17 protein-coding genes are annotated in these 22,095 nt (G+C 45.9%); 6 read left to right on the top strand and 11 right to left on the bottom strand.

Annotation, left to right across the window (positions count from 1 at the left end; genetic code table 11):
* The first annotated feature begins 66 nt into the window (after nt 1-66).
* Together C1S74_RS12600 and C1S74_RS12590 are read left to right on the top strand one after the other, a co-directional pair.
* A complete protein-coding gene (locus tag C1S74_RS12600) occupies nt 67-1,539 on the top strand; it encodes a dihydrolipoyl dehydrogenase (protein ID WP_045399119.1) in 1,473 nt (490 codons plus the stop codon).
* Nucleotides 1,540-1,923: 384 nt separating this feature from the next.
* Nucleotides 1,924-2,205: a DUF3624 domain-containing protein gene (locus C1S74_RS12590; RefSeq protein WP_045399122.1), complete on the top strand. Its 282-nt coding sequence runs from the start codon at nt 1,924-1,926 to the stop codon at nt 2,203-2,205.
* Nucleotides 2,206-2,358: 153 nt separating this feature from the next.
* Here the strand turns inward: C1S74_RS12590 and argH are convergent, their stop codons facing one another.
* The 4 genes from argH to argC all read right to left on the bottom strand — a co-directional run bounded on the left by argH (nt 2,359) and on the right by argC (nt 7,606).
* Complete coding sequence (gene argH, locus C1S74_RS12585) at nt 2,359-4,233, bottom strand: argininosuccinate lyase (RefSeq protein WP_045399124.1); 1,875 nt, start codon at nt 4,231-4,233, stop codon at nt 2,359-2,361.
* 250 nt (nt 4,234-4,483) lie between these two features.
* Nucleotides 4,484-5,698 (bottom strand): argininosuccinate synthase, encoded by a 1,215-nt coding sequence (locus C1S74_RS12580; RefSeq protein ID WP_045399126.1) that lies wholly within the window; start codon nt 5,696-5,698, stop codon nt 4,484-4,486.
* 90 nt (nt 5,699-5,788) lie between these two features.
* Complete coding sequence (gene argB, locus C1S74_RS12575) at nt 5,789-6,580, bottom strand: acetylglutamate kinase (RefSeq protein WP_045399129.1); 792 nt, start codon at nt 6,578-6,580, stop codon at nt 5,789-5,791.
* Nucleotides 6,581-6,601: 21 nt separating this feature from the next.
* A complete protein-coding gene (gene argC, locus C1S74_RS12570) occupies nt 6,602-7,606 on the bottom strand; it encodes an N-acetyl-gamma-glutamyl-phosphate reductase (protein ID WP_045399131.1) in 1,005 nt (334 codons plus the stop codon).
* A gap of 144 nt (nt 7,607-7,750) precedes the next feature.
* Here argC and argE point away from each other — a divergent pair, with 144 nt between their 5' ends.
* The 3 genes from argE to C1S74_RS12555 all read left to right on the top strand — a co-directional run bounded on the left by argE (nt 7,751) and on the right by C1S74_RS12555 (nt 12,778).
* Nucleotides 7,751-8,887 carry an acetylornithine deacetylase gene (gene argE / locus C1S74_RS12565; protein WP_045399134.1) on the top strand — a complete coding sequence of 379 codons (1,137 nt, stop codon included), beginning with the start codon at nt 7,751-7,753 and terminating at the stop codon, nt 8,885-8,887.
* A 279-nt stretch (nt 8,888-9,166) separates the two neighbouring features.
* Nucleotides 9,167-11,800, top strand: coding sequence for a phosphoenolpyruvate carboxylase (gene ppc, locus C1S74_RS12560; RefSeq protein WP_045399152.1), 2,634 nt, complete (start codon nt 9,167-9,169; stop codon nt 11,798-11,800).
* A 438-nt stretch (nt 11,801-12,238) separates the two neighbouring features.
* Nucleotides 12,239-12,778 (top strand): PadR family transcriptional regulator, encoded by a 540-nt coding sequence (locus tag C1S74_RS12555; protein ID WP_038873693.1) that lies wholly within the window; start codon nt 12,239-12,241, stop codon nt 12,776-12,778.
* Nucleotides 12,779-12,848: 70 nt separating this feature from the next.
* Here the strand turns inward: C1S74_RS12555 and metF are convergent, their stop codons facing one another.
* The 3 genes from metF to C1S74_RS12540 all read right to left on the bottom strand — a co-directional run bounded on the left by metF (nt 12,849) and on the right by C1S74_RS12540 (nt 17,610).
* Complete coding sequence (metF, locus tag C1S74_RS12550; protein WP_038873696.1) at nt 12,849-13,751, bottom strand: methylenetetrahydrofolate reductase; 903 nt, start codon at nt 13,749-13,751, stop codon at nt 12,849-12,851.
* A 271-nt stretch (nt 13,752-14,022) separates the two neighbouring features.
* Complete coding sequence (locus C1S74_RS12545) at nt 14,023-16,431, bottom strand: bifunctional aspartate kinase/homoserine dehydrogenase II (RefSeq protein ID WP_045399136.1); 2,409 nt, start codon at nt 16,429-16,431, stop codon at nt 14,023-14,025.
* An 18-nt stretch (nt 16,432-16,449) separates the two neighbouring features.
* Nucleotides 16,450-17,610, bottom strand: coding sequence for an O-succinylhomoserine (thiol)-lyase (locus tag C1S74_RS12540; RefSeq protein ID WP_038873701.1), 1,161 nt, complete (start codon nt 17,608-17,610; stop codon nt 16,450-16,452).
* A 229-nt stretch (nt 17,611-17,839) separates the two neighbouring features.
* On the opposite strand from C1S74_RS12540, the gene metJ reads away from it, so the two are divergent.
* Complete coding sequence (gene metJ / locus C1S74_RS12535; RefSeq protein ID WP_038873704.1) at nt 17,840-18,160, top strand: met regulon transcriptional regulator MetJ; 321 nt, start codon at nt 17,840-17,842, stop codon at nt 18,158-18,160.
* A gap of 107 nt (nt 18,161-18,267) precedes the next feature.
* On the opposite strand, the gene C1S74_RS12530 is transcribed toward metJ, so the two are convergent.
* The 4 genes from C1S74_RS12530 to tuf all read right to left on the bottom strand — a co-directional run bounded on the left by C1S74_RS12530 (nt 18,268) and on the right by tuf (nt 22,014).
* The gene (locus tag C1S74_RS12530) at nt 18,268-19,545 is read right to left on the bottom strand and encodes a malic enzyme-like NAD(P)-binding protein (protein WP_045399139.1); all 1,278 of its coding nucleotides are present in this window, start codon (nt 19,543-19,545) and stop codon (nt 18,268-18,270) included.
* Between the two features lie 207 nt (nt 19,546-19,752).
* Nucleotides 19,753-20,229, bottom strand: a complete 477-nt coding sequence (gene bfr, locus C1S74_RS12525; protein ID WP_042605519.1) for a bacterioferritin — start codon at nt 20,227-20,229, stop codon at nt 19,753-19,755.
* 74 nt (nt 20,230-20,303) lie between these two features.
* Nucleotides 20,304-20,492, bottom strand: a complete 189-nt coding sequence (locus tag C1S74_RS12520; RefSeq protein WP_045399142.1) for a (2Fe-2S)-binding protein — start codon at nt 20,490-20,492, stop codon at nt 20,304-20,306.
* A 337-nt stretch (nt 20,493-20,829) separates the two neighbouring features.
* Nucleotides 20,830-22,014 (bottom strand): elongation factor Tu, encoded by a 1,185-nt coding sequence (tuf, locus tag C1S74_RS12515; protein ID WP_103415287.1) that lies wholly within the window; start codon nt 22,012-22,014, stop codon nt 20,830-20,832.
* Nucleotides 22,015-22,095 lie beyond the last annotated feature (81 nt).

Here is a 22,095-nt window from a genome sequence, read left to right as displayed (position 1 = left end):
TGAACTCAAATTCACTCATCCAAACTTAGTCACTTCAACTGCGTTTGGGAAAAACGAGAATCCATTATGAAACAGTTAAATGTCGACGTAGCAATTATTGGTGGTGGTACAGCTGGCCTTGGCGCCTACCGCGCAGCAAAATCACACACAGACAGCGTTGTGATGATCGAAGGTGGCCCTTACGGCACAACATGTGCTCGTGTCGGATGCATGCCATCGAAACTTTTGATCGCCGCCGCTGAAAGCGTACACCAAATCGAGAAAGCACCAGGCTTTGGTGTACACCCACAAGGCGACATTTACATTAATGGTCGTGAAGTCATGGACCGAGTAAAGCGAGAGCGTGACCGCTTTGTAGGCTTTGTGTTGGAAGGCGTCGATGAGATTCCTGCTGAAGATAAAGTGTCGGGTTATGCTAAGTTTACCAACGACAACACGTTAATCGTTGATGACCAAACTCAAATCACAGCTAAGCGTATTGTGATCGCAACAGGTTCGCGTCCTGCTTACCCTGCCGTATGGAATGAACTCGGCGACCGCTTGGTGATTAACGATGATGTGTTCGATTGGGATGACTTGCCAGAATCCGTTGCAGTATTTGGTCCGGGTGTGATTGGTCTTGAATTAGGTCAAGCGTTGCATCGCTTAGGTGTAAATGTGAAGCTATTTGGTCTTGGTGGTCAAGTAGGACCATTGACCGACCCTGAAGTGATGGCGTATGCCGATAAAGCCTTCAAAGAAGAGTTTTACCTTGATGCCGATGTAAAAGTCGAAAGCATGAAACGTATTACTTCACCAGAAAATGACGGTGAAGATAAGGTCGAAATCCAATTCATCAACCACGATGGTGAACTAGAAACCTTTATTGTTGATTACGTATTGGCAGCAACTGGTCGTCGCCCGAATGTCGACAAGCTAGCGATTGAAAACACCAATGTGGCACTGGATGAGCGCGGCGTACCAACGGCGGATCATTACACTCTGCAAACCTCGGTAGAGAGCATCTTTATCGCGGGTGATGCAAGCAATCAAATTCCATTATTACACGAAGCGGCCGATCAGGGGCGTATTGCTGGCGACAACGCAGGTCGTTTCCCTGATATTCGTGCAGGCCTGCGCCGCTCGCCAATCTCAGCAGTGTTCTCTGATCCACAAATTGCCATGGTAGGAGAAACCTTCAAGCAACTAGAAACGCGTTTTGGCACATGTGGCTGTTTCGCTACCGGTCAAGTATCGTTTGAAAATCAAGGTCGCTCACGCGTTATGCTTCGAAATAAAGGCATTCTGCATGTCTATGGGGAACAAGGTACTGGTCGCTTCTTGGGCGCAGAAATGATGGGACCAAACGCCGAACACCTAGCCCACCTGCTTGCTTGGGCACACCAAAATAAGATGACAGTATCTGAAATGCTTGATATGCCATTTTACCACCCTGTGATTGAAGAAGGCGTTCGCACTGCGCTACGAGATTTGAATGCGAAACTTCACTTAGGTCCAGAGACGATTAAGCACTGCCTAGATTGCGGTCCTGGTTGCTAACGCTCACTCTCTTTACCTCTCCCAGACAAACAAAAGCCTCGTCATAGACGAGGCTTTCTCATTCCAACTCTATCAGTTCAAACTGAGCAAAGTGGTTGTTTAAGCAGTCATCATTGCGTAACGGCTAACAAGCACAATGGCAGTAAATCCAATTGTGAAGAAACCACCAGCAAGGCCTAGTGCTACTTTAAGTTCTGTCGACATTATTATTTTCCTATTGTCTGGCTGACAGCTCACCATACACCAATTACGTGCTACACATTTTTAACCAAGTTAATTTTCCATTTTTGGTTCGATAGACACGACATAGAAACCAGACAAAGAGAAACTCAAACATGAGTTAGCCGTTATAATCAGGAACAAATAGATAGTGTGGATAGAACAATGGCTTGTCGAAGTTGCCAGGAGCACTGGTTTTGGAAAAAGATCGGACGTTGCCAACGATGCATGGTTCAACTGACGGTACTTTCGGTTTTATGTTGGATCGTGTGGTGGTTTGCGTTTAAAGATGATCCGCAAAGTATTGAATCGATCGCACTGATCTTTGCCGGATTTGCATTTAACGGCTTACTGTTTTTGCACCTATGGATGCGCTTTGTGGTTTTGCCGTGGCAGCGCCGTCGTGGAAGAGAAAGTAAGGATGATCATCACTCAGATGACAGATAGAAAAAAGCCCCAAAACCAATACCGGTCTTGGGGCTCTCTTAGATTCTTCTAAGAAAAAGCAGTGGTACTTTAATAGACCGGGCTTCCTCTCAAAGGTTCCAACTTTTTTTCAATTTTTTAAATCATTTATTCAAAGCTAATAAAATCATCCACCTAGGCGACATGGCTTTTTTGGATCACTTGTTCAACCAAGTTGATCTCTAATGCAACTTCATCACACGCATGCTGACGTGGACACTGATCGCAATCTTTCAGTACTTTTTCTGGTAGCAACGACTTCGAGGTTGGCAAGAAGCTCTGCTTCATAAAGAATTCAGGCGTACGTGTCAGCACAAAGACTTTCTTGATAGCCATCTGACGTGCTTTCTCAACCAGATAGTTCACAATCGCACTCCCCTGCCCTTGGCCTTGCCAACCAGCTTCAATGCCTAGAGAGCGAATTTCTGCTAACCCTGAGTCATAGACATACAAAGATGCACAACCAGTAACCTCTCCGTGATGCTCGGCAACCGCGAAGGAGCCAATATCACGTACCAACTCATTGCGTGAGCGTGGTAGGTTTTCCCCCATATTCGCCCAATAAGCAACCATACCTTCTACGGTTTCAATATCGGTTAGACGAGCAGGTCGAACTTTCACTGCTGATGTATCACGTTGAGAAAGGCGCTTGTCTGCTTGATCGACGGCGAAAGCAACTTGCCGAGGCGCGACACCACCAAGTGCACAACGCTTCTCTAGGCACGAATCAATGGTAAGAATGTCATACACATCCGCTTCAATCACTTCAGAGAAAGCTTTCAGCTCTTCAATCGACAATTCTTCCAACGCACAGCCTTTGGCAATAGCACCGACCACAGCGACACCGACAATATGGTGCGCTTCACGGAATGGGATGCCTTTCGCCACTAGATAATCTGCCAATTCGGTAGAGTTTGCGTAACCTTGTTTCGCCGCTTCTAGCGTACGCTCACCATTGACTTTGATACCATCAAAACAAAGTGCCGCCATTTCCATGCAATCGTTCCATGTATCGAGCGCATCGAACAGACCTTCTTTATCTTCCTGCATGTCTTTGTTGTAAGCCAATGGTAACGCTTTAACCGTCATCATCATGCCAGCAAGTGCGCCGTACACACGCCCCGTCTTACCACGGATAAGTTCTAATGCATCAGGGTTTTTCTTCTGTGGCATCAGAGAAGAGCCTGAGGTTACCGTATCAGCTAATTCAATAAAGTTAGATTCACCCGAATTGTAGAAGATCATATCTTCTGCTAAACGCGAAAGGTGCAACATCGAGATAGACGCCACAGACATCAATTCCATCACATGGTCACGATCGGAAACTGAATCCAATGAGTTACGCGTTGCGCGATGGAAACCGAGATTGTGAGCTAACTCTTCACGATCGATTGGGTAAGCGGTGCCCGCAAGCGCTCCAGAACCAAGTGGACACGTGTCCAAACGCTTAAGTGCGTCACTCAGACGCGAGTAGTCACGTTCAAACATTTCAACATAAGCCAAACACCAGTGAGCAAACGTAACAGGCTGAGCACGTTGCAAATGCGTGTAGCCCGGAAGCACCGTACCTTGATGTTGCTTAGCTACGCCTACCATTTGTGTTTGCAGACGGTCTAAAGCAATCAACAGTTGTTGGCCTTGCTGACGACACCAAAGTTTAAGGTCTGTAGCCACTTGGTCATTACGAGAACGGCCTGTATGTAGCTTCTTGCCTAAGTCGCCCACTTTGCTGATCAACTGCTGTTCAACCCAAGAGTGGATATCTTCCGCATCCGAACGTAGGATTTGCTGAGGGTCTTCCATCACTTCAAGCTTGAGCTCATTGAGAGCTAGTTCTAGCTTTTGCTGCTCATCTGCTGATAATACGTCAACAGAAAGCAAGGCTTTTGACCACGCAATTGAACCAACAATATCTTGCTCAGCCAATCGGTAATCGAAACGCAATGAATCGTTGAAGTCCTTAAATCTGGTGTCTGCCGCTTGGGTAAATCTTCCGCCCCATAATGCCATTGCGTTTCTCCTGATGACTATTGCTTACGCTAACGTATTCTTCATTAAGTGTTGACCAAATCGGTGGTCATTTGCTCACTTTTTCTTATGTCTCAACGTTACGATAATCACAGATAAAAATAAAGTAGAAATTCAATATTTCTACATATTTATTCATGAATATTTTATCTTTATGCCAATGAGGTCAGCAAAAACGAAAAAGACCCGCCAATAGTGGCAGGTCTCTTATCTTATAAGGCGCTAAATTGGTTTATTTTTTCTGGCTGTTCAACGCACGAATACGGCTTGATAGCGAGTAAAGACGGATAAAGCCTTCAGCATGGCTTTGGTCATAAACTTCATCTTCACCAAAAGTAGCAAATTCTTCAGAGTACAAACTGTTATCCGAACGTTTTTGCGTGACCGTTGCGTGGCCTTTGTAAAGCTTCACAACCACTTCGCCATTCACGTCTTGCGCGAGCTCTTCAGAAGCCGCAAGAATAGACTTACATAGAGGCGTGAACCAACGACCATCGTAAACAAGGTGCGATGCTTTCAGACCAAGCTCCTCGCGAAATTCAAATGATGCTTTGTCCAGCACAAGTTGCTCCACTGCACGCAGCGCTTCCATCATGATAGTGCCACCCGGAGTTTCGTAGCAACCACGAGACTTCATACCCACTAGACGGTTTTCGACAATATCGATACGACCAACACCATGCTTCGCACCTTTCTCGTTTAGGTAAACCAACGCGTTGTATGGTGTCATCGCTTCACCGTCTACCTCAACAACTTCACCTTTCGCTACTTTCAAGGTCACGGTTTCAGCTTCATTTGGTGCTTGCTCTGGGTCTACAGTCCAAGCCCAGCAATCTTCATTTGGCGCATTCCATGTATCTTCTAGAACGCCACCTTCAGTAGAAATGTGCCATGCATTCGCATCACGCGAGTAAATCTTAGTAAGAGATGCTGAACAAGGAATGTTACGCTCTGCTAGGTAATCCAGACATTCTTCACGGCTCACTAGATCCCATTCACGCCAAGGCGCAATAACTTGCAGATCTGGTGCTAGTGCTGCAAATGCACCTTCAAAACGTACTTGGTCGTTACCTTTACCTGTACAACCATGACACAGAGCGTCTGCGCCAACTTTACGTGCAACTTCAACCTGCGCTTTGGCAATGATTGGACGCGCCATTGATGTTCCTAGTAGGTATTTACCTTCGTAGTAAGCGCCTGTTTTTAGTGTCGGGTAAATGTAGTCTGCGACCATTTCTTCTTTCAGGTCAGCGATGTAGCACTCTGAAGCACCTGAAGCTTTTGCTTTCGCTTCAATACCTTCTAGCTCCTCTGCACCTTGACCAACATCGGCAACGAAAGCCACCACTTCACAGTCGTAGTTCTCTTTTAGCCACGGGATGATTACTGAAGTATCTAGACCGCCTGAGTATGCGACTACCACTTTATTTACGTTCACTTTGCTCATGTTTTTTCTCCAAACTTAACTGGCGCTGCTCTCGGCGGTCAGTGCCAACCACTTCCTAATGTTCAATTCTTTAACTGGTTTGCTTCTGCTCTATTGCGGCAGAAACTGCGTTCCGATACTTTCACCCGCGAATAGCTGGGTTAGTTTCTCTGGGTAACGCCATGTCGCGACTTCGATAGGACGACCAAGATCATTGGCAGCCTCCAAAGCGGCTTTAACTTTGACGATCATACCGTCGGTGATTACTTGCCCTTTGATCAATGCATCGGCTTCTTGCTCGGATAGCGTTTTGATCAGGTGACCTTTGCCATCAAGTACACCGCTAACATCAGACAGAAGTACTAACTCCGCATCTAGTGCGCCCGCTACCGCTACCGCAGCTTGGTCCGCATTCACATTCATCATCTGACCTTTTTCAGTCAGACCAATTGAGCTGATGATCGGCAGTGCGCCTGCGTTTAGCACCGCTTGTAATAAGGTTGAATCACCCGGTGATGCTTTGCCGACAGCACCTAGTTCTGAGTCAAGCTCTTCAACATGACATAAACCACCATCAGCAAGGCTAAGACCCACCGCATTCAGGCCATCAGAAATTGCTTGGCCTTGCAGTATCTTGTTCGCGGTACCAGCAAGCGCGCCGGCAATCACAGGAATTTGATCGTAAGGTGTTACGCGTAGACCGTTTTTCTTTACGGTTTCAAGCTGGAGCTTTGCCATCAACTCATCAACTAAGTAGCCACCGCCATGAACGATGACGATTTGTCGCTGCGCTGATTTTTGGTATGCCGCAATAGCAGCAAACAGTTGGCTTAAGGTTTGAGTGCAAGATAGAGCTGCACCACCGAGCTTAATGACTAAAGGAGCTTGATTGGTTTGCGTCATCGCATTTCCCTCTTTCAACGACTACAGCAACGCTGTCAGTTCTGGGTAACCGTAATGAATATTGAGACATTGCATCGCTTGACTCGATGCACCTTTAAGTAGGTTGTCGATCGCCGAAATCACAATGATGTGTTCGCCTTGCACCTTCCAGCCGATATCACAGAAAGGGGTATTTTCGACATCCTGAATACGTGGAATACCGTCACCTTTAAGACGAACCGCTGGCTTGCCTTGGTAAGCTTGTTCAAATGCTTTTGCCACTAGTGCTTCCGTCACACCTTGTGCCAATTTCATAGTAATAGTGGCAAGAATACCGCGCTTAAAGTTGCCTAGGTGTGGAGTAAAAATCACATCGCAACACAAGTGCTGAGCAATCTCAGGTTGATGACGATGATTAAAAACACCGTAAGGTTGCAAGCTCACTTCACAGAAGCTGTTAACCATGGAGGCTTTACGCCCTGCACCTGATACACCGCTGGTTGCGTTAATCACAGGCCATTGGTTGGTATCCAGTAATGCATGTTCTAATAAAGGTTTGATTGCAAGCTGTGAAGCGGTTGGGTAGCAACCTGCTACTGCAATCAAAGGAGTGGTTTTTATTGATTCTTGGTTCCACTCTGCTAAGCCATATGCTGCTTTATCTAGCCAGTTGTTATGTTGATGCTCAAAGCCATAAAAGGTGTCGTAGAAGCCTTCGCTTTTCACACGAAATGCACCAGATAAATCGAATACCTGACATCCTGCCTCTAAGAAGATAGGAGCCAAGTCATGGCTCACTTCATGGGCCGTTGCCAGAAAGACCACATCTGACGCTTGAGCAACCTGCTCAGGGTCAGTCAGCGGCGAAACTGGCATATCAATCACACCCGCTAACTTGCCGTGCAATTGAGCAATGTTCTTTCCTGCATCTACGCTATTGGCGGAAACGTATAAACCTGATAGCGTGAGTTCAGGGTGTTTGTTGACCATTAAAGCCAACTCTGCGCCGGTGTAGCCGCTGGCTCCGATAATCGTGGTTTTTAGCATTACATGACATCCATATACTTAAGGCTCAAAGTGATTATTCATATTTAATTTTTGCTTTATTTTGATTTTTTATTCAATAAATATGATTTAATATGTGTTTTACATTTTTGTGCTCTGTCTGTCAACAGGAGAATTGAAGAATCCATGCAATTACCAAGTTTTCTAGAGGTCTATGAAGGACTGATCAGTACCTCTTCGATAAGCTCAACCGATCCAAGTTGGGATCAAGGCAATGCCAAAGTGATCGAGAAGCTGGCATCTTGGTTTAAAGATCTTGGCTTTAGTGTTGAAGTGATCGAAGTGGAACCAGGCAAACACAATATGATCGCACGTATGGGTGAAGGTGAAGGCGGCTTACTTCTCGCAGGCCATAGTGATACCGTGCCATTTGATGAAGGACGTTGGAGTTTTGACCCACATAAGCTGACCGAGAAAGACAACCGCTTTTACGGTTTAGGTACTGCGGATATGAAAGGCTTCTTTGCCTTTATTTATGAAGCGGTAAAGAAAGTCGACTGGAGTAAACAAACCAAGCCGCTGTATGTGCTGGCGACCTGTGATGAAGAAACCACCATGCTGGGTGCGCGTCATTTCACTGAGAACGCACCTTTTAAACCGGATTACTGCATCATTGGCGAACCCACCAGCCTTGTACCCATTCGAGGTCACAAAGGACATGTGGCAAATGCTATTCGCGTAACAGGTAAATCCGGTCACTCATCGGATCCGGCACTTGGTGTCAACGCCATTGAAATCATGCATGAGGTCATGTTTGCCATGATGCAACTGCGTGACAAACTAGTGAAAGAGTACCACCACCCAGGTTTTGCCATTCCAAGCCCTACACTAAACCTTGGTCATATTCATGGTGGTGACAGTGCAAACCGGATTTGCGGTTGCTGCGAACTGCATTATGACGTGCGTCCTCTTCCTGGTATTAGCCTTGATGGTTTAGAGAACATGCTGCGCGGAGCATTGAAGGAAGTGGAAGCGAAATGGCCAGGGCGTATAGAAATTATTCCCCTGCACGAGCCAATTCCGGGGTACGAATGCCAACACGACCACCCATTTATCGGTGGTGTAGAAAAGATCTGCCAAACCAGTTCAGAAACCGTTAACTACTGTACTGAAGCACCATTTCTTCAACAGTTGTGTCCAACACTGGTTTTAGGTCCCGGCTCGATTGACCAAGCTCACCAACCTGATGAGTTCTTGTCATTCGACTTTATCGACCCAACCATCGACGTGTTATCACGTGCGATGGTGAAATATTGTTGTTAGTCGCATTCTGTACTTTCCTCACAATGCAGCTCGATTGAGCTGCATTTTGTTATCTGCGCCACGTCCCCTCTAGCACGCTATATCCTTCTTTTAGAGCGCTATTTTGTAATTAATTTTCACTTCTCCTTCGATAAGCTGACCTATTTTTGCTCTAAATCAGGAGAGAAGTGGAATAATTGCAATCTATGCGTGCTTTATTTGACTAGAACTGGTGCTTTTCGCTAGATTGGAGTCTTAACAAGGACAATGGATGTAGTTTTTTTACGAGGCAGGATGACAATGAACGAGAAATACGCCGCACTCAAAAGCAATGTGCGCATGCTGGGCCACTTACTGGGCAACACAATTCGCGATGCCCACGGCGAAGAAATCTTCGAGAAAGTGGAAACCATTCGTAAATTATCCAAATCGGCCCAAGCTGGAAATAATGCTGACAGAGACAGCTTAATCGAAGAGATTAAAAGCTTGCCAGATGAGCAATTGACGCCCGTGACCCGCGCGTTCAACCAATTTCTAAACCTGACCAATATTGCTGAGCAATACCACACCATTTCACGCCATTGTGAAGAGCATATCTGCGAACCTGACGCAATTAACTCGCTGTTCTCAAAGCTGGTACAAAATGATGTGAGCAAGCTAGACACGGCACAAGCGGTTCGCGACCTGAACATTGAATTGGTTCTAACTGCGCACCCGACCGAAATCACTCGTCGAACCATGATCAATAAGCTTGTGAAGATCAACGAGTGTCTATCTAAGCTTGAGCTGAGCGATCTCTCTTTCAAAGAGCGTAAGAAAACTGAACGTCGCCTTGAGCAACTTATCGTTCAAAGCTGGCACTCTGACGTTATCCGTCAGCAGCGCCCGACACCGCTTGATGAAGCTAAATGGGGCTTTGCAGTGGTCGAAAACTCACTATGGGAAGCCGTACCTGACTTCTTACGTGAAATGAACGACCGCCTGAAATCTTACCTTGGCGAAGGTCTGCCAATTGATGCTCGCCCAGTGCACTTCTCATCTTGGATGGGTGGTGACCGCGACGGTAACCCATTTGTAACCCACAGCGTGACTCGTGAAGTACTGCTTCTATCTCGCTGGAAAGCAGCTGACCTATATCTTAACGACATCAACGAACTGATCAGCGAACTGTCAATGACAGTGTGCAACGACAAAGTTCGTGAGCTTGCAGGTGAAGATCAACACGAACCATACCGTGCGATTCTGAAACAACTTCGCTCACTATTGAACGAAACTAAAGACATTCTAGACGCGAAAGTTCACGGCCAGAAATTGGCAGTCAAAGCGCCACTGCAAAAAGTAGAGCAGCTCTGGGAACCACTTTACGCGTGTTACCAATCGCTAAACGAATGTGGCATGGGCGTGATTGCCAACGGCTCACTGCTAGATACGCTGCGCCGCGTTAAAGCATTCGGTATCCACCTAGTTCGTCTCGATATTCGTCAAGAAAGTACTCGTCATGCTGATGTGCTTTCTGAATTGACTCGTTACCTAGGCATTGGTGACTATGAGCAGTGGAGCGAGCAAGACAAGATTGCTTTCCTAACCAACGAACTTGCATCTAAGCGCCCTCTTCTACCTCGCGACTGGGAGCCATCAGATCCAGTTAAAGAGGTTTTGGATACCTGTAAGATTGTTGCAGCACAACCTCGCGAAGCGTTTGGTGCTTACGTTATCTCAATGGCACGTACCGCTTCTGACGTACTTGCCGTGCATCTACTGTTACAAGAAGCGGGTTGCCCTTACCGCATGGACGTATGTCCATTGTTCGAAACGCTAGACGATTTGAACAACGCAGAAGCGGTAATCAAGCAGCTGATGGGCATTGATCTATACCGCGGCTTTATCCAAAACCACCAAATGGTGATGATCGGCTACTCTGACTCTGCAAAAGATGCAGGCGTAATGTCAGCAGGTTGGGCGCAATACCATGCGATGGACTCACTGGTTAAGGTTGCAGAAGAAGAAGGCGTTGAACTCACACTATTCCACGGTCGCGGCGGTACAATTGGTCGTGGTGGTGCGCCGGCTCACGCTGCACTACTATCTCAACCACCTAAGAGTCTGAAAGGCGGTCTGCGCGTAACCGAACAAGGTGAGATGATCCGCTTTAAGCTGGGTCTACCTGATGTCGCTGTCAACAGCTTCAACTTGTATGCAAGTGCAATCCTAGAAGCGAACCTACTGCCGCCACCAGAGCCTAAACAAGAGTGGCGTGACTTAATGGATGTGCTGTCCGAGGTGAGCTGTGAAGCCTACCGTAGCGTCGTTCGTGGTGAGCCAGACTTCGTGCCTTACTTCCGCCAAGCAACACCTGAACTTGAGCTAGGTAAACTGCCTCTAGGTTCTCGCCCTGCAAAACGTAACCCGAACGGTGGCGTGGAAAGTTTACGTGCGATCCCTTGGATCTTCTCTTGGAGCCAAAACCGTTTGGTTCTTCCAGCATGGCTAGGGGCTGGTGAAGCGATTCAATACTCAGTAGACAAAGGCCATCAGGCACTACTGGAAGAAATGTGTCGTGAATGGCCATTCTTCTCGACTCGCCTAGGTATGCTTGAGATGGTGTATACCAAGTGCAACATGGATATCTCTCGTTACTATGATCAGCGCTTAGTTGAGGAGCAGCTTCAACCGCTGGGTGATCGCTTACGAGATCAACTTCAACAGGACATTAAGTCTGTCCTGAACGTAGAAAACAACGAGAACTTGATGCAAAGCGATCCTTGGGGCCTAGAATCCATTCGCCTACGTAACATCTACGTAGAGCCATTGAACATGCTTCAAGCTGAATTGCTGTACCGTACTCGCCAGACTGAAGAATCTTCTGCAAACTTAGAAGAAGCACTGATGGTAACCATTGCAGGTATTGCAGCTGGTATGCGTAACACAGGCTAACCAAGCTACGCATAAAGAACCAAAGGCTGAGTTAATACTCAGCCTTTGTTACTACTAACCAATCACTTCTACTATTTGAGCAATACGCAACCAGATATTTAATCCAAGAAAAAAACAAAAAGTCCCCACCAAACAACATAAAACACTACACAAAAACACTATTGAGTATTTTATTAGTTTTTTTGGGTAATTTTGTCCTACTATTCCACTTCATGCTTATTATTTATATACTACTTGCCTGCTGGAAGCTCACAAATCCAATCAAATAGGCTCCAGCTCGATGGAAACACCCATCACTCTAGGTGATAAACGGCTTTAAGGTGACAGGACCAACATTGTTGGTGCTATTTACACATAAAAAACTCAAGCGTCAGAAAGAGCGCAAATGAAAGTGTAAGTAGCTTGTTTACAAGTTTATTGACCATTTGGATTGAAGACATGTCATTACCACACGTAATTTTAACTGTTCTTAGCACTCGCGACGCAACCGGTTACGACATCACTAAAGAATTCTCAGCTAGCATCGGTTACTTCTGGAAAGCAAGTCACCAACAAGTTTACCGTGAACTAAACAAAATGGCTGAGAAAGAGCTGGTTACTTGCGTACTTGAACCGCAAGAAGGCAAACCTGACCGTAAGGTTTACTCAATTACTGACGCTGGCCGTGGCGCATTAGGTGAGTGGTTCGATCAACCAACAGCACACCCAACAGTACGTGATGAGTTCTCTGCTAAGCTAATGGCTTGTGCAGTGCAACCTGCGACACCGTTTCGTGACCAACTTTCTGAACTTGTGGAAGAGTCTCGTAAACTGGTTTCTCATTACAAAGAGATTGAAGCCGCGTACTACGCAACACCATCAACACTAGACAAACAAGCACGACTAGAGCGTCTAACACTTCGTCGTAACTTAATGCTACGTGAAGCGTGGATTAACTGGGCAGAAGAAGTGCTAACAGAACTTGAAGTGATTGGCTAATTCGTCGCTTTGAATGAAACGAAAAAGGCTTGCCGATGGGCAAGCCTTTTGTCTATCTGGGGAAAACGTATTAAGCGCCTACTGCGACTTGTGGGCGAACACCGAGCGTATGGCATAGTGCATAAGTCATCTCTGCACGGTTAAGTGTGTAGAAGTGGAAGTCCTTCACGCCTTCACGGCTTAAGACACGCACCATATCAATCGCTTGGCTAGCACCAACAAGCTGACGCGTCACAGGATCATCATCCAAACCTTCAAACTGTTTGCTCATCCAACCCGGCACTTTCACGTTGTTCTGCGCAGCGAAGCGAGACGCTTGTTTGAAGTTTGATACTGGCAAGATCCCCGGAACGATTTCTACATCAATCCCTGCCGCTACACAGCGATCACGGAAGCGTAGGTAAGATTCCACATCAAAGAAGAATTGGGTAATTGCACGGTTTGCCCCTGCTTCAACCTTACGCTTTAAGTTAAGCAGATCCGATTGTGCGCTTTTCGCCTCTGGGTGTACTTCTGGGAATGCTGCCACTGAGATATCAAAATCATGGCGTGCTTTAAGCAGCTCTACCAAGTCTGATGCGTACATATCTGGCGCACCACCACCTGGTGGAATATCGCCGCGCAGCGCAACAATGTTCTTGATACCGTTATTCCAGTAATCGTCAGCAATGTCGATCAATTCATCACGAGTTGCGTCGATACACGTTAAGTGAGGCGCAGCAACAAGACCCGTCGCTGCTTTGATTTCTTTGATGATAGAGTGGGTTCTGTCACGCTCGCCTGAATTTGCGCCATAAGTAACAGAAACGAATTTCGGTTGAAGAGTTTTAAGGCGGTGCACTGAGTTCCACAGTGTTTCTTCCATCTTTTCACTGCTTGGTGGGAAAAACTCAAATGAGACGTTGATATTGTCTGATAGTTCAGCGATATTCTGGTTTAAGGCATCGATATGCCCTGCATGTGTGTATCCCATCTTACTCTCCCTGTGGCAACTCCACCACGAAATCAAAATCCTTAAATCGACGTTTAGACGTCTATATGTCTCCAGAATGTATTGAATACGATTTAATGTCAACCTTGTGATTATGAATTTTTCTCAAGTTAATAATTAGGATAGTTCAAGTTCCTAAGTGACAACCTCATCGCCTAACTCTGCGATTCAGTATGGCATTATCAAGACAATAAAAAACCCCGGAAGCCATCCGAGGTTTTGTGGTGGTTCGCAAAATTAAGCTTAGTAAGATTTAGAATAAGCCAGCTAGGCGATTAAGATCAGATTGAATCGCACCAGCCGTCACTTCACGCCCTGCGCCTGGACCACGAATCACTAATGGATTGTCTTTGTACCATTTACTCTCAATTGCGAAAATGTTGTCACACGGTAGTAAGTTCGCTAAAGCATGCTCTCGTGATAGTGCCTCAACTCCTACCGTTGCTTTACCGTTACGTTCGAGACGGGCGACATAACGTAGCACTTGGTCGTTTCTTTGAGCTTTAGTTAGACGCTCTTGCAGGATTTCACTTAAGGTATCGCCTTGGTCAAAGAAAGCGTCTAGGCTCAAATCTCGCAACTCTTCTGGTACTAACGATTCGACCTTCACACTTTCAGGTTCAATATCCAAACCAGACTCACGAGCTAAGATAACCAACTTTCGCATCACATCAGAACCATCTAAATCTGAGCGAGGATCGGGCTCAGTCAAACCTTGCTGCCATGCTAAGTCGACTAGTTCAGTAAATGGTACCGAACCATCAAATTGTTGGAATAGCCAAGATAGCGTACCCGAGAAGATGCCCGACAGTGCGACAATCTCGTCACCGCTTTCACGCAAATCTCGAACGGTGTGATTTATTGGTAGCCCCGCACCAACCGTCGCGTTGTATAGCCAATGACGGCCAATCTTGGCGAAAGCATCTTGTACTTGATGGTAATACTGACTATCAGCTGAACCTGCCACCTTGTTCGCCGAGATAAGATGAATACCTTGCTGTGCAATTTCTACATAACGTGCCGCCAGATCTTTACTCGCAGTGACATCCAGTACCACCGCTTCGTCGAAATTTTGAATCGCGCCGAGCTTAGTTAGCCAATTACTATCATTCTCTATGCTTTCATCATCAAAGCGCTGAGCAACCGTTGCTGCATCAATCCCGTTTTCATCAAACCAGTAAGTTTGGCTATCTACCACCGCCACTAAATCAAAGCTCATGCCGTGGCGTTTTTCGAGCTCTTCTTTTTGCTCTGCGAACAGTGATAACCAACTTGAACCAATATTACCTTTACCACACAAGGCAACCGCTACACGCTTTTGCGCTTGAAACAGCTGACTATGAATACTTTGTACTAACTCTTCCACTTCGGCTCGACGTAATACCGCGACGAGACTCAGTCCTGATTGTGCCTCTGAGATAAATTCAACCGGAGAGTCTTTTAACTGCTGATAAAAGCCAAAGCAATGATTGGCGTTTTTCGTGACCCCTGCACCTACCGCTGCGAGCAGTGAGTAACCCTCTTTCAGCTTAATTTCAGCTTCAACCGCCAACTCTTGAAGGTAAGCCAATGCACCACCGGCTATCTCGGCCGTGTACGCCAAGCGCAATGTTTGTTGGTCTTCTTGCGCTTCAAATGCTAGTGGCTCTAATTGAGCGCGCTTTAACGCTTGCAACACTTCTTTCTGCGCTCGCTCAAAATCATGACCATGCACAAATGAAAGTTGCACGAGTAACACTTCATCAAGAGAGGTAATGATTTTAGCGCCACGACCAGATGCTAATACACGCTCAATTCTGGTTGAGCCAGACTCCGGTTGATAGCTGCATTTGAGGTTCAAATCCATCGTACTTTGAGCAACAGGTTGAAGCGTGCGACTGTGCAATACCGGAGCTGCTAAACGAGCAAGTTCACTTGCTTCATCTAAACGCAGTAGGGGCAACAAGCATGCATCAGAGACTAAACGTGGGTCCGCACTATACACACCTGCGACATCACTCCAGATAGTAACAGTACTAACTTCTGCCAGTGCACCAATAACCGTAGCCGAGTAATCAGAACCATTACGGCCTAACAGTACTGTCTCTCCCGCCTCATTCTGTGCCATAAACCCTGTGATAATCACTCGCTGATGATTATGTTGTGCCAACGCTTCTTTAATTAGAGCGTAAGAACGAGCGCGGTCGACTTCTGGTTGTGTACCTACTTCTGCACGCAGAAATGCGCGAGAGTCTTGTGCAACCGCTGGCAAACTCTGTTGCGATAACAATGCAGCGAGTAAGCGTGAAGACCATACCTCACCATGTCCAAGCACTGCGGCTTTTTGAGCTTCTGTTAACGGAGCCGTTAATTCTGCTAGAGTACTGAATTCATCTTGAAGGGAAGCAAGTAGTTGCGTCTGTGCCTCACCTGTTAACAAAGCTTCTACTAATTCAGTTTGGAATTGTCTCAAGCTTTGTAACGCTTCATGCGCAACACGACCGTCTTTATCTAAACCTTCAAGAAACTCGATCAAGCGATTGGTGGTTTTCCCTGCCGCAGACACCACGACTAAATCATTTTCGGCTGAATACTCTTTTAGTATTTCAACCACACGTAAATAGCATTCGGGGTTGGCTAAACTGCTGCCGCCAAATTTATGCAGCTGACGTTGTACACTCATGACTTTTTTCTCTCCCGATTACTGTGCTGCTTTTAAAAATGCTTGCTCAAGATCGGCGATCAAATCCTGTGCATCTTCAAGACCAACGGATAAGCGCAGTAACTGTTGAGAAACGCCAGCTTCAGCTAATGCCGCTTCCCCCATCGCGCGATGTGTCATCGATGCAGGATGACAAATCAAGCTTTCAACCCCACCCAAGGACTCAGCTAACGAAAACAATTCCAGCTCTTTTACAAACACTTTGAGCTGTTCAAATGATCCTGCGAATTCGAAGCTCAACATAGAGCCAAAACCGGATTGCTGCTTCTTGGCGATGTCATGTCCAGGATGCTCTGGCAAACTTGGGTGATAAATCTGTGCAACTAACGATTGAGTCTGTAAGTAAGCAAGTACATCTTGAGAGCTTTCTTCATGAACTCGCATCCGCGCACCCAGCGTGCGAATTCCTCTTAATGTCATGTAACTGTCGAATGGTGTTCCCGTCGCCCCAATGCAATTGCCCCACCACGCCAGCTCTTCTGCATGCTCTTCACTCTTGGTGATCACCACACCACCAATAACGTCGGAGTGACCGTTAATGTATTTCGTCGTGGAGTGGATAACAAAATCCGCACCTAGCTCCAAAGGCTTTTGGTACACCGGAGTTAAAAAAGTATTGTCCACTGCGACTAGAGCGCCGACTTGTTTTGCTTTTTCACACACTGCAGCAATATCAACCACGCGCACAAGCGGGTTTGACGGCGTCTCTAACAAGATTAGCTTTGGCTTTTTCGCAATCGCCGCATCCAGAGCTTGCTGATCCGACTGATCGACAAACTGCACTTTAAAGTCACCTTTGTTTGCACGAGTATTAAACAGACGATACGTACCGCCGTAGCAATCGTGCGGCGCTACAATTAGATCATCAGGACCAAGAAACGTCGATACCCAAAGGTTTAATGCTGATGTACCACAGTTAGTGACAACCGCTCCTTTGCCTGATTCAAGCTCGTACAATGCTTGCTCTAGTAAACCTCGGTTAGGGTTACCAGAACGGGTATAATCGTATTGAGGCACTTCACCGAATGCAGGGAAGCCATAGTTAGTAGAAAGGTAAATAGGTGGTACAACAGCGTTGTATTGGCTGTCTGACTCGATACCAGTGCGTACAGCAATGGTCGCAGGCTTACGGGTGCTCATGGGTGTATCCTTTCACGGGTGGTGACATCTAAATGGGAATGCGCTATATCTAGCTTGTATTGCTCAATTGATTAACACTCTTCCCTAACTATTAACCTCACTTTACTTGTCTAAAAATAAGACGTCAACACTTCTAGACGTCCATATGTCTTTGCTTATGGCAGTAAATGCAGCTAAAATCAGCACCTATATTTATTTTTCTAACTTATTACATTAATGAAGGTGCGCAATGGCTGACTGGAATGGCGAATACATTAGCCCGTATGCTGAGCACGGTAAAAAAAGCGAACAAGTAAAAAAGATTACCGTCTCAATCCCGCTAAAAGTTTTAAAAGTGCTGACTGATGAGCGAACACGCCGCCAGATCAACAACTTACGCCATGCGACTAACAGTGAACTACTGTGTGAAGCGTTCCTACACGCTTACACAGGTCAACCACTGCCAACTGATGAAGATTTGCGTAAAGACCGTCCAGACGATATTCCTACCGAAGCAAAAGCAATCATGACAGCGATGGGAATCGAATTCGAAGCATTCGACGAAGAATAATTGCTTACAAATTCGTCGATGATAGAAACTGTGCTGGGGACGGTTTCCAAGAACAAAAAAAGGGACGCGAGAGCGTCCCTTTTTTATTTTTAAATTTTACTTTACCACTATTGAGCCATGTAATTCTCTGGCATTTCAATACGTGCCACACCAGAGTCAACCGCAGCTTGAGCCACCGCTTTTGCCACGCGTGGTAGTAGGCGTGAATCCATTGGCTTTGGAATGATGTAGTCAGTTCCGAACTCTAGCTTATCGACGCCAGCTGCTTTTAATACCGCTTCCGGTACTGGCTCTTTCGCCAATTCACGAATCGCTTCAACCGCAGCCAGTTTCATTTCATCATTGATCTCGCTTGCACGAACATCCAATGCGCCACGGAAGATGAATGGGAAACACAATACGTTGTTTACTTGGTTCGGGTAGTCACTGCGACCTGTACCCATGATCAAGTCATCACGCACTTCGTGAGCCAATTCAGGTTTGATTTCTGGATCTGGGTTTGAACATGCGAACACAACTGGCTTGTCTGCCATGAGCTTCAATGCTTCTGCAGGTAGTAGATTTGGACCCGATACGCCCAAGAAAAGATCCGCACCTTCAATCACATCTTCCAACGTGCGCTTATCTGTGTTGTTAGCAAACAGCTGTTTGTATTCATTGAGATCATCACGACGCGTGTGGATCACCCCTTTACGATCCAGCATATAGATCTTCTCGCGCATCGCGCCACATTTGATCAATAGCTCCATACACGCGACTGCCGCCGCACCCGCGCCTAAACAAACAATCGTGGAGTCTTCGAGCTTCTTACCTTGCAGCTCGATTGCATTCAACATACCTGCTGCCGTTACGATCGCTGTACCGTGTTGATCGTCATGGAATACTGGCACGTCACAACGCTCAATCAGACGCTTTTCAATCTCAAAACAATCTGGTGCTTTGATATCTTCTAGGTTGATACCACCGAATGTATCAGCAATGTTTGCTACTGTGTCGACAAATTCGTCGATCGTGCGGTGTTTTACTTCGATATCAATTGAGTCTAAACCAGCAAAGCGTTTGAACAATAGCGCTTTACCTTCCATTACTGGTTTAGAAGCCAGCGGGCCAAGATTACCAAGACCAAGAATAGCCGTGCCGTTAGAAATAACCGCAACCATGTTGCCCTTCGCTGTGTACTTATACACGTTGTCAGCGTTCTGTGCGATTTCACGTACAGGCTCTGCAACACCAGGGCTGTATGCAAGAGCAAGGTCATTTGCAGTTTCAGCAGGCTTAGTTAGCTCTACGGCAATTTTTCCTGGGGTTGGATATGCATGGTAATCCAATGCTTGTTGGCGGCGTTCTTCTTCTGGGGTGACTTCTTGGCGATTGTCTTCAGACATGGATCGTTTCTCTTTGTTATTTTTCGGTAAGGGGGAATAAATTCTAAAGGATAGAAGTCAAACTTCATAGGCTAGATTGCGAGCGATATCCTTAAAAGGGCCGATAATAAAAGAGATTAGACCAGATATTAGTGATGAGCACCCTGTTTACAGGTCAGGTGCTCTTTTTATCACTTGGTTTGGATAGGAAAACAGCGAAATATAATCTCACTCTTCATCGACATATTGTGCTTGTAGGTAATTTTCTATACCTGACATCTGGATCAAACCGAGTTGAGTCTCAAGCCAGTCAACGTGCTCTTCTTCGTCTTCGAGAATATCTTGAAACAGATCTCTAGAGACATAATCGCGAATATCCTCAGCATAAGCGATGGCATCTTTCAAATCTGGAATGGCGGCCATCTCAAGTTTAAGGTCACACTCAAGCATTTCTTTGGTGTCTTCACCGATCATCAGTTTGCCGAGGTCTTGTAAATTAGGTAACCCCTCAAGGAACAGAATACGCTCGATCAAGTGATCAGCATGTTTCATTTCATCGATCGACTCGTGGTATTCCTTATCTGCGAGATGCTTTAATCCCCAGTCTTTGTACATACGGGCATGAAGAAAATATTGGTTGATCGCGATGAGCTCGTTACCGAGTATCTTATTGAGATGTTGAATAATGATTGGATCGCCTTTCATGGCAAAACCCTCCTCTTTGGCTTCATTTAAATGTAGAAGCAAATGAGAAGGTGTCAAAAAGGCTTAGCTAATATTTAGCTAGCTTGTTTCAGTATTAGGTATTCTGTTTCAGCTAAAATTTCTTTCGCTTGCTTGATGCACTTGCCGCATTGACTTCCCAATGCCGTACATCTTTTAATTCCTTTTATATCTGTTACGCCTTCATCTATCGCCAACTTCCTAATTTTCTTGTCAGAGACGCCATGGCAAAGACAAACGTACATATTCACTACCTTTAAATTTCACTATGGAATGAAATATAAACAAGAATCGTTCTTGTTACCAGTTGTATTAAAGCGAATTACAGAACGTTTTGTTATAACGATTTGAACTATTTTGGCGGCTTTCAGTGACTTAGCGGGGTACTCAAAAAGAAGAGGAAGTTAGGTAAAACTAAGACCATGTTTTTCATAAACAAAACGCATGACTAAGAATGACTGGCTTATAACCATATTGAAAAGAGGAATAGCAGATATAAAAAAGGGAAGCCTTAGCTTCCCCTTTTCTAGCGCTTTCTTCAAATCGAAGAAGAGTGCAAGATTACGATTAATTCAGTAAGAATTAATCGAAGATCTTAGCAACAACACCAGCACCTACAGTACGGCCACCTTCACGGATAGCGAAACGTAGGCCTTCATCCATAGCGATAGGAGCGATTAGCTCAACTTGCATTTGGATGTTGTCGCCAGGCATTACCATTTCTACGCCTTCTGGTAGAGAGATATCACCAGTTACGTCAGTTGTACGGAAGTAGAACTGTGGACGGTAGCCTTTGAAGAACGGAGTATGACGGCCGCCTTCGTCTTTAGAAAGTACGTATACTTCTGACTCGAACTTAGTGTGTGGAGTGATTGAACCAGGCTTAGCTAGTACTTGACCACGTTCAACTTCGTCACGCTTAGTACCACGTAGAAGTGCACCAACGTTCTCACCAGCACGACCTTCGTCTAGAAGCTTACGGAACATTTCAACACCAGTACATGTAGTAGTAGTAGTGTCTTTGATACCTACGATAGCAACTTCGTCACCTACGTTTAGGATACCACGTTCGATACGGCCAGTTACTACTGTACCACGACCTTGGATTGAGAATACGTCTTCGATAGGCATTAGGAATGGCATATCTACTGCACGCTCTGGTTCAGGGATGTATGAATCTAGCGCTTCAGCTAGTTCTACAATCTTAGCTTCCCATTGCTCGTCGCCGTTTAGAGCGCCTAGAGCAGAACCTTGGATAACTGGTAGATCATCACCTGGGAAATCGTACTCAGATAGAAGCTCACGAACTTCCATTTCTACTAGTTCTAGTAGCTCTTCATCGTCAACCATGTCACATTTGTTCATGAATACGATGATGTAAGGGATACCAACCTGACGGCCTAGTAGGATGTGCTCACGAGTTTGTGGCATTGGACCATCTGTCGCAGCAACAACTAGGATACCACCGTCCATCTGTGCAGCACCAGTGATCATGTTTTTAACATAATCCGCGTGTCCTGGACAGTCTACGTGTGCGTAGTGACGAGTTGGAGTGTCGTACTCTACGTGAGAAGTAGCGATTGTGATACCGCGCTCACGCTCTTCTGGAGCGTTATCGATAGATGCGAAGTCACGAGCAGCACCGCCGTATACTTTAGCAAGTGTTGTACAGATAGCTGCAGTTAGAGTTGTTTTACCGTGGTCAACGTGGCCGATAGTACCAACGTTTACGTGCGGTTTTACACGTTCAAATTTTTCTTTAGACACAATCGTGTTCCTTCCTAGTTATGATTCGCCGTGATCATTATTGATCCCGACGCGCCAGAAATTGTTATTTTATGCGCCAAC

This window comes from Vibrio hyugaensis, from assembly GCF_002906655.1.
GTDB lineage: Bacteria > Pseudomonadota > Gammaproteobacteria > Enterobacterales > Vibrionaceae > Vibrio > Vibrio hyugaensis.
The sequence above is the reverse complement of the archived record's forward strand: the minus strand, read 5'-3'. Positions and strand labels throughout refer to the sequence as shown.

What these genes read in the sequence shown, in the direction of transcription:
- C1S74_RS12600 (WP_045399119.1), top strand. Translation starts at nt 67, where the DNA reads ATGAAACAGTTAAATGTCGACGTAGCAATTATTGGTGGTGGTACAGCT.
- C1S74_RS12590 (WP_045399122.1), top strand. Translation starts at nt 1,924, where the DNA reads ATGGCTTGTCGAAGTTGCCAGGAGCACTGGTTTTGGAAAAAGATCGGA.
- argH (WP_045399124.1), bottom strand. Translation starts at nt 4,233, where the DNA reads ATGGCATTATGGGGCGGAAGATTTACCCAAGCGGCAGACACCAGATTT.
- C1S74_RS12580 (WP_045399126.1), bottom strand. Translation starts at nt 5,698, where the DNA reads ATGAGCAAAGTGAACGTAAATAAAGTGGTAGTCGCATACTCAGGCGGT.
- argB (WP_045399129.1), bottom strand. Translation starts at nt 6,580, where the DNA reads ATGACGCAAACCAATCAAGCTCCTTTAGTCATTAAGCTCGGTGGTGCA.
- argC (WP_045399131.1), bottom strand. Translation starts at nt 7,606, where the DNA reads ATGCTAAAAACCACGATTATCGGAGCCAGCGGCTACACCGGCGCAGAG.
- argE (WP_045399134.1), top strand. Translation starts at nt 7,751, where the DNA reads ATGCAATTACCAAGTTTTCTAGAGGTCTATGAAGGACTGATCAGTACC.
- ppc (WP_045399152.1), top strand. Translation starts at nt 9,167, where the DNA reads ATGAACGAGAAATACGCCGCACTCAAAAGCAATGTGCGCATGCTGGGC.
- C1S74_RS12555 (WP_038873693.1), top strand. Translation starts at nt 12,239, where the DNA reads ATGTCATTACCACACGTAATTTTAACTGTTCTTAGCACTCGCGACGCA.
- metF (WP_038873696.1), bottom strand. Translation starts at nt 13,751, where the DNA reads ATGGGATACACACATGCAGGGCATATCGATGCCTTAAACCAGAATATC.
- C1S74_RS12545 (WP_045399136.1), bottom strand. Translation starts at nt 16,431, where the DNA reads ATGAGTGTACAACGTCAGCTGCATAAATTTGGCGGCAGCAGTTTAGCC.
- C1S74_RS12540 (WP_038873701.1), bottom strand. Translation starts at nt 17,610, where the DNA reads ATGAGCACCCGTAAGCCTGCGACCATTGCTGTACGCACTGGTATCGAG.
- metJ (WP_038873704.1), top strand. Translation starts at nt 17,840, where the DNA reads ATGGCTGACTGGAATGGCGAATACATTAGCCCGTATGCTGAGCACGGT.
- C1S74_RS12530 (WP_045399139.1), bottom strand. Translation starts at nt 19,545, where the DNA reads ATGTCTGAAGACAATCGCCAAGAAGTCACCCCAGAAGAAGAACGCCGC.
- bfr (WP_042605519.1), bottom strand. Translation starts at nt 20,229, where the DNA reads ATGAAAGGCGATCCAATCATTATTCAACATCTCAATAAGATACTCGGT.
- C1S74_RS12520 (WP_045399142.1), bottom strand. Translation starts at nt 20,492, where the DNA reads ATGTACGTTTGTCTTTGCCATGGCGTCTCTGACAAGAAAATTAGGAAG.